The organism is Acetanaerobacterium elongatum (genome assembly GCF_900103835.1).
Classification (GTDB): Bacteria; Bacillota; Clostridia; order Oscillospirales; family Ruminococcaceae; genus Acetanaerobacterium; species Acetanaerobacterium elongatum.
The window spans coordinates 1-14,983 of the sequence record NZ_FNID01000053.1 but is presented as its reverse complement, the minus strand read 5'-3'; the positions used below and the strand labels follow the sequence as shown (position 1 = coordinate 14,983).

Sequence of the window (14,983 nt, the reverse complement as noted above, 5' to 3'; positions counted from 1 at the left end):
GAATTGCATTTTTTTCGCAGATAGTGTGCAGACCACATCCGCCAGCAAGATATTCCAAGACAGCTTTCTTCTTTAATTCGGAGCTGTAAACGCGGTTCTTTTTTGTCGGGGCAAGACCCAAAGCACCCTCCTGTCGATATATCCGAGCCCATCTGGCTATTGATGCAGGTGCAACCTTGGCTCGTCTGGCGGCTTCCTCTCTTGAAATTTTCCCAGATACATACTCTCGAGTGATTTTAACTTTTTCAGTAACCTCTATTTTAGATTTTTGTGGCATAAAAATACTCCCTTCATGATGAACAGTGTTTGTTATTTCACTGTCTCTCATAAAGGGAGCATATCACAACGGGCTGCTTTTCGTTTTTACAACTTAATAATAACATGATGATACTGTAAGCAAGAGCACACAGAGAAAGGACTGACATCGATGGCATCCATACTAATCGTGGAGGACGAAACCGCAATTAATGAGTTAATCAAACGTAATCTTCAGCTGGTCGGGCATCATTGCGTCTCTGTTTATAACGGAAAGGCTGCTGTGGATGAGCTTGGCCGCCATGCCTATGACCTCGTAATCTTAGACATTATGCTGCCGGAGCTGGACGGCTTTGAGGTGTTCAAGCAACAAAGCGAAACCCCCACCATCTTTTTAACGGCAAGAAGCAGCCTGTCTGACCGCATTAAGGGCTTTTCAATGGGTGCGGATGATTACCTTACCAAGCCTTTTGAAATGCTGGAACTGCTGGCCAGAGTGGAAGCGGTTTTACGGCGTACACAGAAAACCAACAGCTGCTTTGAATCAGGGGATGTCTTAGTGGACTTTAACAGCCGTCAGGTGTTCTACAAGGGGGTGCCGGTGGAATGCACCCCAAAGGAGTTTGAACTGCTGGAGGTGTTGGTGAACAACAGGAATATCGCGCTTTCGCGGGACAAACTTTTGGAGCTTGCGTGGGGGTACGACTATGAGGGCGATTCCAGAACCATCGATGTGCATATTCAAAAGCTGCGCAAGAAGCTGGGCTGGGAGGATATGATTAAAACTGTCTATAAGCTGGGTTACCGCTTGGAGGTGAAGGGATGAAAAGGGGTTTAAATCTGTCAATGAAAAACAGAACCTTTTTAACCACCCTCATATTATTCCTGCTGGCGTTTAATCTTGGTATCTCTATCATCGCCATCCTGACGCTGCAGGAGACGGTAGAGCGTGCAAAGGAACGCGGCCTGCGTGAGCATTATATTATTGTCTCTGCGCTGGTAAAGGATTTTAATGCGGTTCAGAGCCGTGAGGTGAGCATAGAGGATAACCTGCAGTTGTTGCTGCAGCCCTATAACTATTTTACCGGTGAAAAGAAAACGGGCTTTGCCTTTTTGAAGGGGAAGCAAACCATCTATTCAAATAGGATGGGGGACGTTACGCTTGATAATTTGACAGCACCGCCTGAAAACGGAGACAGGCTTGTTACGCTGAGGAAATCAGGAGAAAATTCCTATGTGATTGTAACCGGTCACCTTCCCAAGCCGTATGATCAATACACAATGGTATACCTGTATGATACCACAAGCTCCATCAGCTCTTGGAACAACATGAAAAACACGCTTTTTGCAGTAGGGCTTATTCTTTCCATTCTGCTGGCCTCCTGCCTGCTTTTGCTGCTCAACCGACTGTTTAAGCCCCTTGCAATGATATCACAAACCTCCCGCAACATTGCGGCCGGGGCGTACCAAACACGGCTTCAGGTTTCCGGCAGCGATGAGCTTGCCGAGATGGCGCACAGCTTTAATAACATGGCAGATGAGATTCAGCGGCAGATGGAGGCACTAACCGAAAGCGCCGAGCAGAAACAGCGGTTTGTAGATAACTTTGCCCATGAGCTTAGAACCCCCTTAACCGCCATCCACGGTTACGCGGAATACCTGCAAAGAGCCGCCATCTCACAGGAAGATAGACTGGATGCTTTGGGGTATATCCTGTCGGAGTGCCGTCATATTCAGGGTATGTCTTGCCAGCTGCTTGAGCTGGCCAAGCTAAGAAACGATATCGTTCAATTTGAGCCTATAAATACGGCTAATCTTTTTCTTACTTTAAAGCAGTCTTTGATGGTTAAGCTCGAGGAAAAGCAGATTAACCTGAGTTTAAGCTGCGAGACAGACACCATTTACGGGGATGCATGCCTGCTGGAAAACCTGCTGGTGAATCTGCTGGATAATGCTATAAAGGCGTGCGATAACGGAGGGCAGATTGTTCTGCGTGCTTATCAGGAGAACGGTCATGCGGTAATCTCTGTTCAGGATAACGGCAAGGGTATGAACGAAGAGGTTTTGCAGCATATTACCGAGCCCTTCTACCGTGCGGAGAAATCACGCAACCGAAAAGACGGCGGCGCGGGGCTTGGCCTTGCAATCTGCAAGCAGATTTGTGAGAGCCATAACGCGGTACTGGAGTTTTATAGCCACCTTGGTAAAGGAACAATATCAAAAATAACTTTTACAATAACATAATAACTTTTTTATTTTTCTATAATCCGCTCCTTTTACAATACCCAATGTGATCACAAAACACCAGCTTGCTGGCTGGGAGCTGCACATTAAAAAACTATAAGGAGAGATTTATTATGAAGGCAAAAAGTCCAGGGAAAAAAGGCGTTCGCAATGCTGTTTTAACAACAGTTGCCGTACTCGCCGTTAGCGCAGCATTATTCCAAGGGTTAACCATGATGGCTTCGGCCGCAGAGTATAAGAAAACCGACAAGGTACCCACAAGTTATGACACAACGGTTAGCAGCTCTGCTAAGACGACATCCGGCAGTTCTTCACAGGCGCCTAATCTGCCCGAAGGCTACAAAAAGGCAAACTACACCGTAAAGGATAATGGCCTAGATTTCTTCCGCAAACAAAAACCAGCCGCGAAGGACATTTCAAAGGAAGCAGCCGCGGAAAACGGTGCACAGGGGCTTTGGGGGTTTTATAACTTGAGCCTTGAGGGCCAGATCATTGAGATGGGCTATCTGCCAGCAGATAAAAATAACTCCCGCTCTCAGTGGCAGGGGGATGTTTATATTAACGGCGAAACAAAACCTTCGTATGTCTTTACGGTTGATTCCATAACAGGCGAACTATTGAGTGTTGGCTATTGTAGGGCACTGGATAAAGAAGTGAATATAGGTTTTGATGCAAAGCTTGAAAAGGAACATTCGGAATACGATACGCTGATTAAATCGTTCGTTAAGAAATACAACCTCCTAAACGGGATTGTAAAATCCATTGAAATCAGCGGCCAAGGCTATAATGGCCCGGGAGAAGGTGTAAAGTATTCTGACCCTACCATCAGCTTCTTTGTTGAGGGCGAAAACGGGAAGTATATATGGCTTACCTTCTCACGGTATGACAAAGCGCTTCTTTCCGTTAACTTAGACAGTGGCTATGTAAGAACCGTGGTAGACTGGGATAGACAATCTGAGGCAGAGGGTGCCGCAAAAAACAAGGCGTTTTAGGAAAAGAAAAAGAAGCTGCTTGAAGAGTATGAGAAAACTCACCCCGGCAAGCACCCCGATGCCATAGCTATAGACCCTGTAACCGGAGAGTTATCCGCCGTGGATGGCAAAGTCTCGTTTGAATTAAAGAACAATTAGCATTAAACCGACAACAGGGTTTTATAGCCTTATATTTTCATATAAATACAACATTAAGCCGCAGGCGCCACACGTGCTTGCGGCTTTTGGCATTTAAAATAATTATGTTTTAAGTGCTATTTGGTATTACCCCTACTTCACTTTGCATACGATTTTATGCAAAAAGCTTCTTTCTATTGAATTTCGGGTTAAAAATGCGATGAAAATAAATTATACAGTATTAAAATTTTCATAAAATTATGCTATAATAAAACCTAATTAAGAACTTCTGACAGTTCACAAGCCGGCTTATTAAGAAATGGAGGTTGCTATGATACGAATTGAAAACCCGATGGGATATATCGAGATTTCCGGCGATTACTTTGCAAACCTTGTTGGCTCCGCGGCATCCAGTTGTTTTGGCGTTGCGGGTATGGCCACCAGCGGCACGGTACAGGGGCTTCGTTCCCTGATTATTTCGCCGAACCTGCCGGATAAGGGCGTTCATGTGCGCAACCGCGACGGTAAGCTGGAGATTGATCTGCACATAGCCGTTACCTATGGGGTGAACATCGCGGCCATTGTAAAAAGCATTATCAATAAGGTAAGCTACACCGTTCAGGAGACGACCGGCCTTATTGTTAACCGTGTTAATGTTTTTGTTGATGAAATGAAGGCAGATTAGGCTTTCGTTTTTAGGTGCTCCTGCGCGTAGGTTAGCAGGTGCGCTTAGTTAGAGAATTAACAGCCGTGGTTGGGCGGCAGAATGGGTGAAGATGTGATTAACGGAAACACACTTAGGGATGCTATCATCTCTGGGGCAAACAATATTGTAAACCAAAAGCTTGCGGTTGATGAGCTGAACGTTTTCCCGGTACCGGACGGCGATACGGGCACCAATATGTCCATGACCATCTCGGCCGGTGCGCGCGAGCTGAAAAGGCTTTCGGGCGCTACCGTAGGCGAGGTGTCGGCTGCCGCGGCCTCGGCACTGCTGCGCGGTGCGCGCGGGAACTCGGGTGTTATTCTTTCGCTGTTGTTCAGAGGCTTTTCCAAGGGCCTTTCGGGCTTGGAATCCGCCGACGGCAAAGACCTTGCGGGGGCGCTTTCGCTGGGTGTAACCGCCGCCTACAAGGCGGTTATGAAGCCCACCGAAGGCACTATCCTTACCGTAGCAAGGCTTGCGGCTCAGAAGGCCGTTGAGGCCAGCGAAACCGAAACCAACGCGGTTGCCATCTGGCGCATTATTGTTGACGAAGCCAGGGCGGCGCTGGAAACCACCCCCGAACTGCTGCCCGTTTTAAAGAAGGCGGGTGTGGTGGATGCCGGCGGCAAGGGGCTTGTGGTTATCTTTGAGGGTATGCTCTCGGTATTTGAAGATGGCGTGATGATTGAGGATAAATCAGCCGCCAACAAGCCCGCCGAGACGTTCGTTTCACAGAAGAATGCTGCAGGCGCTGAGCTTGAGGAAGAGATCAACTTTACCTACTGCACCGAATTCATCGTGCATAAGGCCTCATCCGATACCAACCCCCTGCGCCTGCGCGCCTACCTTGAAACCATTGGCGACAGCGTTGTTGTGGTAGACGATGAGGAGATTATTAAGGTACATGTTCACACCAACAACCCCGGCAATGCGCTGCAGGAGGGCTTAAACTTCGGCACCCTGCACAATATGAAGATAGAAAACATGCGTGAACAGCATGAGAATAAGGTGGCAGAAGCCAAGGTGGCACAGGAGGTACATGAGTATGTTCCGGTAGACCCTGCTGTTCCCTTTGGTTTTGTCGCGGTAGCGGCAGGTGACGGGCTGCAGCAGTTGTTTACCGAGCTTGGCTGCAACAAGGTGGTAAGCGGCGGGCAAACCATGAACCCCAGCACCGACGATATCCTGAAAGCGATAGAATCTACCCCCGCCAAAACGGTTTTTGTGCTTCCGAACAACAAGAATATCATCATGGCTGCCGAGCAGGCCATCTCGCTTGCCGACCGTCAGGTAGTTGTTCTGCCCACCCGCACCATTCCGCAGGGGCTTTCGGCCATGCTGGCATTCGACCCAGACTGCGAGGTGCAGGAGAACCAGATGAATATGCTAAAGGCCGCCGAGCATGTGCTTACCGGCTCGGTAACCTTTGCCGCACGTGATTCCGACTTTGACGGCCATAAGATTAAGCAGGGCGAGATTCTGGCGCTGGAGGGCGGAAAGCTTTCATTTACCGAAAGCGATATTGAACGTGCCGCAGTAAGGCTTACAAGGCAGCTTGTAAAGCGCGACTCAACGTTTATCACCCTGATTTACGGTGACGGTATTACCGAGGAGGACGCAGAAAAGGCCGCTGAGGCTTTGCGTTCCAAGCTCCCCACCTCTGTTGAGGTGCATACGGTAAACGGCGGTCAGCCGGTTTACTACTACATTATCTCGGTAGAATAGTCACGCATTGTTCAACGACACCAGCAGAGGGGAACCACAGCATGGTTGCAGCAAACTTCCCCAAGGATATTCAATATTTAAAGGGCGTTGGCGAAAAGCGTGCCTTGCTTTACAAAAAGCTGGGCATCGCAGATGTCGGCGCCCTTCTGCGCTTTTATCCCCGCACCTACCTGGATTTTACAAACCCCTCTTCCATTGCCTCGGCGCCCTACGATGAACCCTGCGTGATACGCGCGCGGGTGTTTGCCAAGGCACCGGAGCAGCGTATCCGCAAGGGGATGACCCTATACAAGGTGTTTGCCACCGACGACAGCACCGACCTTGTGCTCACCTTCTTCAACACCCCCTATGCCGCAGAGGCACTGGAAGAGGGTGCAGAGTACCTGTTCTACGGGCGGGCGGCAGGCACGCGCTCCCGCCGGGAGATGCCGTCTCCGCTGGTGTTCCCCGCCGATGAGGAGGCGGGGCTGCGCCCGGTTTACCCGCTTACCGCGGGGCTTACCAACCGTATTGTCGCCCAGAATATGAAGCAGGCGCTCTCGTTGCTGGATGACAACCTCAGCGACCCGCTGCCTCAGAAGCTAAGGCAGGAGCAGGAGTTGTGCCACCTTACCTTTGCGCTGCGCAATATTCACTTTCCGTTAAGCACCGAGCATCTGGCCTTGGCCCGTAAGCGCCTGATATTTGAGGAGCTGCTAACCCTTTCATTGTCGCTGGTTTTGTTAAGAAGCCGAAGCCACGAAAGCTCCGCAGCGGTGCTCACCAATACCAACATTGAGGAATTCTATGCAGCTCTACCCTTCCAATTAACCGGTGCTCAAAAGCGTGCAATAAACGAGGCACTTGAGGATATGCAGCGCTCCCGCCCCATGAGCCGCCTGATACAGGGCGATGTTGGCTCGGGTAAAACGGCGGTTGCGGCGGCGCTCTGCTATGCGGCGGCCAAAAACGGGCTGCAATCGGCATTAATGGCGCCTACCGAGATTCTGGCGCAGCAGCACTTTGCCTCGCTCTCCCCGCTGCTTACGGCGGCGGGTATCTCCTGCGCACTGTTAACCGGTTCGGTGAAGGCCGCACAAAAAAAAGAGATTCTGGCGCGGCTTGCCTTGGGTGAGCTCTCGTTTATTGTGGGAACGCACTCGCTCATCTCCCCTGACGTCACCTTCCACAAGCTTGGTCTGGTGGTGGCCGACGAGCAGCACCGCTTTGGTGTGCGGCAGCGGGCGACCCTCGCGCAGAAAGGGGCGCACCCCCACCTGCTGGTAATGTCGGCAACACCGATTCCGCGTACCCTTGCGCTGATGATCTACGGTGACTTGGATGTTTCGATACTTGATGAGCTGCCGCCAGGGCGGCAGGCGGTAAAAACCTACCTGATTGATTCCGAAAAGCGCCACCGCGCCTATAACTTTATCCGCGGCTTTCTCAACGAAGGCAGGCAGGCGTATATCGTCTGCCCGCTGGTGGAGGAGGGTGAAAGCGAACTGGCCTCCGCCGAGGAATTTGCCGAGCGGCTGATAGAAGAAGACTTCCGCGGCTATAAGGTGGGGCTTTTACACGGAAAGCTTAAACCCTCCAAAAAGGACGAGATGATGCGGCTGTTTCAATCGGGCGAGATTCAGCTGCTGGTTGCCACCACGGTTATCGAGGTTGGGGTGGACGTACCCAACGCCGTGGTGATGATGATTGAGAACGCCGAGCGCTTCGGCCTTTCGCAGCTGCACCAGCTAAGGGGGCGCGTGGGGCGCGGCAAGCATGCCTCCTACTGCATACTCGTTTCGGATAACCAAAATGAGCTTACCCGTGAACGCCTGACGGCCCTGTGCAAAACCACCGATGGCTTTAAGCTGGCGGAGGAGGACCTGCGCCTGCGCGGGCCGGGCGATTTCTTCGGCAGCCGCCAGCACGGCCTGCCCGAGCTGCGGCTTGCGAACCTTGTAACCGATATGTCGGTGCTTAAAACCACGCAGGAGGCGGCACAGCGGATTATAGAAAGCGACCCTGCCCTCTCGCTGCCGGAGCATCAGGGCTTAAAACAAAACATCACCGAGCTGTTCGGCTCGGTGAGTGCGGAGAGCTTTAACTGAGGTGGTGCTACCTTTAAAGAAAATAAAAATCAGATGGGTATTATTGTTGGTTCTTATCATAACCATAGGCTCCGTTGTAACGGTTATTCTTTTACAAGAGCGTACTCCTAAAGAAGTTTTCACCGCGTGTGTTATTTCAAATGAAGAGAATCAGTTCCTTGTATACAGAGATTCCGGAGCTGCAGCAAACCGTTTATGTGTTGTTGCCACCGAAAAGGTTCCAATCAAAGGGCCTGATAATCAAAGCATTCCCGTCGAATCTATTAAGCCCAAGCAAATGGTTACAGTAACCTTTGGTGGCCTTATATTAATGGTGTGGCCTTCATCCTACAAGACTGTTTATGAAATCAAAGTTTTAACAGCACAAGCGAAGAGCTCTATAATGAAGGTATTGAGGATCGTAAAAGGTTTAATTCTTTTCTTCCTTCATCAGAATCGAAATCCGGGTCTGCCTCATAAAATGCCACTACTATTAGCAGTAGATACTATAAGCCCTTCTTCGGAAGGGTTTATTTTATAGCGCTTTACCTTGAATATATCCCATCCGCAATTGCCGCAAACTGCTCCATCGTCAGCTGCTCGGCGCGGTGGGTGGGCGGAACATCGGCGGAGGCAAGCACCGCCTGCACCTGCTCCTTGGTAAAGCCGCGCACCCCCGTCAGGGCGTTGGAGATGGTTTTTCGCCGCATTCCAAAGGCAGCCTTTACTACGGCAAAGAACAGCTTCTCGTCCTTCACCGGCAGCGGCGGGGTTTCGTGCACATCTAATCGTATCACGGCGGAATCCACCTCTGGGGCGGGCATAAAGCTGCCGCGCGAAACGGTAAACAGCACCCTTGGCTCACTGTAGTAACGCACCGCGATGGTTACCGCACCCACATCACGGGTGGCTGGCTTGGCGCACAGGCGCGCCGCCGCCTCTTTCTGCACCATAACGGTAATCGCCTTGACGGGCAGGCGCGCCTCCAACAGGCTCATCACAATCGGCGAGGTGATATAATACGGCAGGTTGGCGCACACCACTACCTCCATGCCCGCGAACTCTTTTTCAATCAGCGCGCGCAGGTCTACCTTGAGCACATCGGCGTTGATGACAGTAACGTTATCATAACCCGCAAGGGTTTCGGCAAGCACCGGCAGCAGGCGGGTATCCAGCTCGACGCACACCACGCGCCTCGCTATCTTTGCAAGCTCGGCGGTGAGCACGCCGATACCGGGGCCGACTTCAATTACGCCGATGCCCTTAGCACCCGAAAGCTCCGCCATCTTGGGGCAGATACCGGGGTTTACAATAAAATTCTGCCCCAGCGCCTTGGAAAAGGTAAAGCCGTGGCGGTGAAGCAGCTCCTTAACGGTGGAGATATTGGATAGGTTATCCTGCATGTTTATGTCCTTCATCTTTCGGTTTAATGGGTGCCGTATGAAAGCATTATAGGCAGTAATACTATAATATGGGCGTATCGTTGATGGTAAGCCTAAACCAGATATTCAAAAAATGCGCCGCCTTTTTGCACAGCATCATGCGCTGCAGAAAGATTTCAAAGTAATCCATCACCGGGCAGATGTCGGTATCAATATCCAGCGCAAGGATGATGGATTTGTTATCGCTGCCGATGTTGAGCGAGGACTTTTCCACCGCATAGTTCACACGGTCGTGGATATCGAAGGTGGCAATGTCGCTGTTGCGCACACGCGAACGGCGCACGTCGCTTTTGTCGGCCAGAATCAGCGCCGCCGCAATCTCGCTTACCGGGGCCGCCGTGCTTTCGTCGTGGTTGCCGATGGCACAGATGACCGTGGCGATATCCTGCGGGTCCATCCCGAGGTTATCCAGTATGCGAAACGCCATAACAGCACCGCTCTGGGCGTGGTCTACGCGGTTTACCACGTTGCCGATGTCGTGCATATACCCCGCGATACGCGCAAGCTCACAGGTATGGTCGTCATAGCCCAGCCGGTGCAGGATTTCATAGGCAACGGCGGCACAGCGCGTTACATGCGCAAAGGAATGCTCGGTGTATCCCAATGAATCCAGCGCTTTGTCCGCCATCTGAATATAGGTTTTAATCTCACTGTTATTCAAAATCATCTCATAGGTAATCTGTGGCACGGTATTCTCTCCCTTGCGGTCACTTTCCACCCGGATGCAGGCGGATACTGGTATTATTATATACCATTTTTTATTTTAATTCAGTATAAAGTTTGAATTTTAGCGCTGTACTATTGAAATATGCCCTTAATTGGTATATAATTAGCCTGTTCGATGTACTAAATATACAGGACTTAAAACTTTAAAAACAGCACAAAGGGGCAATCTGGTATGGTACTGGCTATCGACGTTGGAAACACAAACATCTGCTTAGGTTTTTTTGAAGACGGAAAATTAACGCTAACCTCCCGTCTTTATACCGACGCCAACCGTACCGAGGATCAGTACGCCATCGAGCTGCGCGATATCTTTAACCTGTACGGCTTCCCTTATAAATCGGTGGAAGGCTGCATCATCGCTTCGGTAGTACCCAAGCTTTCTTCGGTGCTCAAAAACGCGGTGGAAAAATACCTGCACTGCAAGGTACTTACCGTTTCGGCAGGCATAAAAACGGGCTTAAATCTGCGTGCGGAAAACCCGGGTGCCATCGGTGCAGACTTTGTGTGCGGCGCGGTAGGTGCCATGAGCAAATATCCGCTCCCCTGCGTGATTATCGACCTCGGCACCGCAACCAAGATCTTTGCGGTGGATAAAACCGGTTCGTTCATCGGCGGCTCTATCATGCCGGGCGTTATGATTTCATTAGAGGCGCTTTCCAACCGTACCGCCCTGCTGCCAACCATTGGCCTGGACGGGCAGGACCCGCCGCTCATCTCCACCATTACGGTGGAAAGCATGCGTTCCGGTATCCTTTACGGTACAGCCGGTATGATTGATGGCATGGCACGCCGCTATGCGCAGGCGTTTGATACCCCGCCCGTATTCGTGGCAACCGGTGGGCTTTCCACAAGCATTACGAAGTATTGCACGGAAAAGATTATCCTAGACCCCGACCTTGTGCTGGAGGGGCTTTACAGAATCTATCAGAAGAACACCTAATTCGGTGAACAGCCGCTGCGGTGTCTGTCGCAACCGGCTTTCATAATATAAGCGTTGCATCCCTGAATGGGAGCGACAGCAGGAGGAATTTTTTTGAAGACCGACAGCAAACGTATGTCTACGCGCACCCTTACCCTTCTTGGCGTATTAACGGCACTGGAACTGATTGTGTGCTTTACACCGCTCGGTTCATTGCCAGTCGGACCGATTGTGGCTACCACCTCGCACATACCGGTAATTATCGCGGCTGTGACGTTGGGTGTTGGCGCGGGCGCTTACATGGGCGCAGTATTTGGTCTGAGCAGCTTTATTGTGAATTCCTTTATTACGCCTATGCCCACCTCGTTCATCTTTACCCCGCTTAACGCCGTTGGCCCCGTAAGCGGCAACCTCTGGAGCCTGGTTATCTGCTTCGTGCCGCGCATCCTGCTCGGCGTGGTGGCAGCTTTGCTTTTTCAGTGGATCTCGAAATTCGATAAGAATCGTTTCCTTGCCTATGGCATCGCAGCACTCGTAGCCTCACTGGTTCACACCATATTGGTGCTGGGCGGTGTGTATGTTTTTTTTGGGCAGCAGTATGCCGATACCATCGGTCAGGCATTCAGCGCTCTGTTGGGGATGATTATGATGGTGGTGCTCACCAACGGTATCCCGGAGGCGATTCTTGCCGTTATCCTTACTATCGGTGTTGGTAAGGCTCTGGATCGTTTTCAAAGAACCAGAAACTAAACATATAAAACAGTAAAAGCTTTTCTTTAAACAATACAGAACGGCTGCACACGCGAAGAAATGCCTTTTTCGCGTGTGCTTTTATTTTAACATAATAATACACTAATTTTGTAGAATTTATTTGCATTTTAGAAAGGATTGAAAACTATGGTTGAAAAAACCTATGTTGTTACCGGCATGAGCTGTGCCTCGTGCAGTGCCCACGCGCAGAAGGCCGCCGGCGCCGTAACCGGTGTGGAAACCTGTGATGTAAACCTGGCTACCGAGAAGATGCATGTACGTTTTGATGAGAATATAACAGATTTTGATACCATAAAGAAGGCTGTAGAGGACGCGGGCTACGGTCTGCAAGAAGAGAGCACCGTTCGCAGTGTGGAGCTGGCGATAGAGGGAATGGCCTGTGCCTCCTGCTCGGCGGCGGTGGAACGTGCGGTGAAGAAGCTGGATGGTGTTCAAACCGCCAGCGTAAACCTTGCCACCAGCCGCGCAAGCTTAGAGTACGACCCTGCCGTGGTAAAGCTGTCGCAGATTAAGGCTGCCATCACTGACGCAGGCTACACCCCCAAGGACCTTGAAACCCGTTCTTCCTACGACGCGCAGGAAAAGCAGCACGAAAAAGCGCTTTTAAATATGCGCATCCGGCTGATTGTCGCGGCAGTGTTCTCGCTGCCCGAGCTGTATATCGCGATGTCGCACATGATACCGGCCGCAAGGCTGCCGCTGCCCTCGTTTATGAACCCCCACAACTACCCGCTGGTGTTTGCGCTGATTCAGTTGTTCTTAACCCTGCCGGTGATTATTGCGGGCTGGCGGTTCTTCCGCGTGGGCTTCAAAACATTATTAAAGGGCGCGCCGAATATGGATACGCTGGTGGCCATCGGCACCGGCAGCGCGTTTTTATACAGTGCCTTTGCCACGGTAAAGATCTATCTGGGCGATTTTGCTTTCGCGCAGTCGCTCTACTTTGAATCTGCCGCCGTTGTAATCACGCTCGTGATGCTGGGCAAATACCTTGAGTCGGTAAGCAAGGGTAAGACCTCGCTCGCCATTAAAAAGCTGATGGCGCTTGCCCCAAAAACCGCTGTAATCATAAAGGACGGTGCCGAACTGACCGTTGCGGTGGATGAGGTTTCGGTCGGCGACATTGTTTTAGTCCGCCCCGGCGCCTCGATACCGGTAGACGGTGTAATGATTGATGGTATATCCTCGGTGGATGAATCGATGCTTACCGGCGAGAGCCTGCCGGTGGATAAGCACCCCGACAGCCCCGTTACAGGCGGCAGCATTAACGGCGAGGGGCTCATCAAGTTCCGCGCCACCAAGGTAGGCGCCGATACGGCGCTTGCGAAGATTATCAAGCTGGTAGAGGACGCACAGGGCAAAAAGGCCCCCATCGCAAAGCTGGCCGATGTGGTTTCGGGCTACTTTGTACCCACCGTGATTGGTATTGCGCTGGTGAGCGCCATCGGCTGGACACTGGCGGGCAAGGACTTTAACTTCGTGCTCACCGCCTTCGTTTCGGTACTGGTAATCGCCTGCCCCTGCGCGCTGGGGCTTGCCACCCCTACCGCCATTATGGTGGGAACCGGCAAGGGTGCGGAGCTGGGCGTGCTGATTAAAAGCGGCGAGGCACTGGAAACAGCGCACAAGCTGAACACTGTTGTGCTGGATAAAACGGGCACCATTACCGAGGGAAAGCCGCGGCTGACCGACGTGATAAACTATTCCAAGTTAGATGAAACCAAGCTGCTTGCCCTTGCGGCCGCGGCGGAGCGTGGCTCGGAGCACCCGATTGCCCGTGCAATCGTGGAGGGTGCACAGGCCAAAGGCATTGCCCCCGCCGAGCCGGAACGTTTTTCGGCGGTACCCGGGCGCGGCATTGACGCACTTGCAGACGGCAAGCGCATTCTTGCCGGCAACAGCAAGCTGATGCAGGAAAACGGCATCGAGCTTACCCACGCAAAGGCTGACGCCGAAAAGCTGACCTCGCAGGGCAGAACGCTGATGTATATTGCCATCGACGGCTCGCTTGCTGCGCTGATGGCGGCAGCCGACACCGTAAAACCCTCAAGCAAGCAGGCCGTAAAACGGTTAAAGCAGCTCGGCCTTGAGGTTGTGATGATTACCGGCGATAACCGCAGCACCGCTGAGTTTATCGCAAAAGAGGTGGAGATCACCAATATCCTTTCCGATGTACTGCCGCAGGATAAGGCCGGTGAGGTGCAAAAGCTGCAGCAGAGCGGCAAAACGGTGGCAATGGTAGGTGACGGCATCAACGATGCACCCGCGCTTGCGCAGGCCGATGTAGGTATGGCAATCGGCTCCGCAACCGATGTGGCGGTGGAATCGGCCGACGTGGTGCTGATGCGCGGTGACCTTAATGAGGTTCCCTCCGCGATAGCACTCAGCCGCGCTACCATCCGCAACATAAAGCAGAACTTGTTCTGGGCATTCTTCTACAATCTGCTGGGCATTCCTTTTGCGGCGGGTGTGTTCTACCTGTTTGGCGGCCCGCTGTTAAACCCCATCTTTGCGGGAGCGGCCATGGCATTAAGCTCTGTCTCGGTGGTTACCAATGCGCTGCGTCTGAAAGGGTTCCGAATCAAGGGGTAAGCCGGCGTGCTCTTGATATTGATGACACGCTCCATAAGCATATCCGCCTGCGCAATGTTATTTCAATTTATACTTTTTAAAACTAAAGGCCGCTCCTCTCGGAGCGGCCTTCAGATTACTGACAAAACCCGCCCTTTTCCGGCGGGTTTTGTGTATGTAGGCAAAAATAGCAGGCAACGTTTTACGGATTGCATAATATCCCGGTTTGACAGGATATTTGCAATCTTTTTCATGTTCTGCACAGCAGCAGTGAGCAGGCATTGTTCCGCTGCTTTCGCAAGCCCGCGCATGCGGCAATAGCGAAGCCCATGCAGCTCTTTTGAATCTGCAAAACTTCGCTCGATTGTTTCTTTTCTTCTGGCGTATATCTTCTTGCCATATTCCGTATGGGTGAAAGCGTATGCTCTGTCCTTGTAATCCTCCCATAC

Annotated in this window: 14 protein-coding genes; 10 read left to right on the top strand and 4 right to left on the bottom strand. The window is 51.5% G+C overall.

Annotated elements, in window-relative coordinates; genetic code table 11:
• A partial coding sequence (locus BLR50_RS13585) for a helix-turn-helix domain-containing protein (protein WP_162840455.1) occupies positions 1-277 on the bottom strand: 277 nt, incomplete at its 3' end.
• 150 nt (positions 278-427) lie between these two features.
• Between BLR50_RS13585 and BLR50_RS13580 the strand changes: the two genes are divergently transcribed.
• The 7 genes from BLR50_RS13580 (at position 428) to BLR50_RS13550 (ending at position 8,646) form a co-directional block, all read left to right on the top strand.
• Positions 428-1,081 carry a response regulator transcription factor gene (locus tag BLR50_RS13580; protein ID WP_092643487.1) on the top strand — a complete coding sequence of 218 codons (654 nt, stop codon included), beginning with the start codon at positions 428-430 and terminating at the stop codon, positions 1,079-1,081.
• Between the two features lie 20 nt (positions 1,082-1,101).
• Positions 1,102-2,499 carry a HAMP domain-containing sensor histidine kinase gene (locus tag BLR50_RS13575; protein ID WP_092643484.1) on the top strand — a complete coding sequence of 466 codons (1,398 nt, stop codon included), beginning with the start codon at positions 1,102-1,104 and terminating at the stop codon, positions 2,497-2,499.
• Between the two features lie 113 nt (positions 2,500-2,612).
• Complete coding sequence (locus BLR50_RS13570) at positions 2,613-3,491, top strand: hypothetical protein (RefSeq protein WP_092643480.1); 879 nt, start codon at positions 2,613-2,615, stop codon at positions 3,489-3,491.
• Positions 3,492-3,939: 448 nt separating this feature from the next.
• Positions 3,940-4,293, top strand: a complete 354-nt coding sequence (locus BLR50_RS13565; RefSeq protein WP_092643498.1) for an Asp23/Gls24 family envelope stress response protein — start codon at positions 3,940-3,942, stop codon at positions 4,291-4,293.
• A gap of 93 nt (positions 4,294-4,386) precedes the next feature.
• A complete protein-coding gene (locus BLR50_RS13560; protein ID WP_092643496.1) occupies positions 4,387-6,039 on the top strand; it encodes a DAK2 domain-containing protein in 1,653 nt (550 codons plus the stop codon).
• Between the two features lie 41 nt (positions 6,040-6,080).
• Entirely contained in the window at positions 6,081-8,126 is a 2,046-nt protein-coding gene (recG, locus tag BLR50_RS13555) for an ATP-dependent DNA helicase RecG (protein ID WP_092643477.1), read from the top strand.
• Positions 8,127-8,172: 46 nt separating this feature from the next.
• Positions 8,173-8,646: a hypothetical protein gene (locus BLR50_RS13550; RefSeq protein WP_143008130.1), complete on the top strand. Its 474-nt coding sequence runs from the start codon at positions 8,173-8,175 to the stop codon at positions 8,644-8,646.
• A gap of 4 nt (positions 8,647-8,650) precedes the next feature.
• Here BLR50_RS13550 and rsmA read toward each other — a convergent pair whose 3' ends face one another.
• Entirely contained in the window at positions 8,651-9,508 is an 858-nt protein-coding gene (gene rsmA, locus BLR50_RS13545; protein ID WP_092643471.1) for a 16S rRNA (adenine(1518)-N(6)/adenine(1519)-N(6))-dimethyltransferase RsmA, read from the bottom strand.
• Positions 9,509-9,569: 61 nt separating this feature from the next.
• Entirely contained in the window at positions 9,570-10,214 is a 645-nt protein-coding gene (locus tag BLR50_RS13540; RefSeq protein ID WP_092643493.1) for an HD domain-containing protein, read from the bottom strand.
• Between the two features lie 231 nt (positions 10,215-10,445).
• Here BLR50_RS13540 and BLR50_RS13535 point away from each other — a divergent pair, with 231 nt between their 5' ends.
• The 3 genes from BLR50_RS13535 to BLR50_RS13525 all read left to right on the top strand — a co-directional run bounded on the left by BLR50_RS13535 (position 10,446) and on the right by BLR50_RS13525 (position 14,555).
• Positions 10,446-11,213, top strand: coding sequence for a type III pantothenate kinase (locus BLR50_RS13535; protein WP_092643468.1), 768 nt, complete (start codon positions 10,446-10,448; stop codon positions 11,211-11,213).
• A 93-nt stretch (positions 11,214-11,306) separates the two neighbouring features.
• Positions 11,307-11,942, top strand: coding sequence for an ECF transporter S component (locus tag BLR50_RS13530; RefSeq protein ID WP_242871773.1), 636 nt, complete (start codon positions 11,307-11,309; stop codon positions 11,940-11,942).
• A gap of 147 nt (positions 11,943-12,089) precedes the next feature.
• The gene (locus BLR50_RS13525; RefSeq protein ID WP_092643465.1) at positions 12,090-14,555 is read left to right on the top strand and encodes a heavy metal translocating P-type ATPase; all 2,466 of its coding nucleotides are present in this window, start codon (positions 12,090-12,092) and stop codon (positions 14,553-14,555) included.
• Between the two features lie 110 nt (positions 14,556-14,665).
• On the opposite strand, the gene BLR50_RS13520 is transcribed toward BLR50_RS13525, so the two are convergent.
• Positions 14,666-14,983 (bottom strand): transposase (locus tag BLR50_RS13520; protein ID WP_242871772.1); only part of this gene is annotated, 318 nt, incomplete at its 5' end.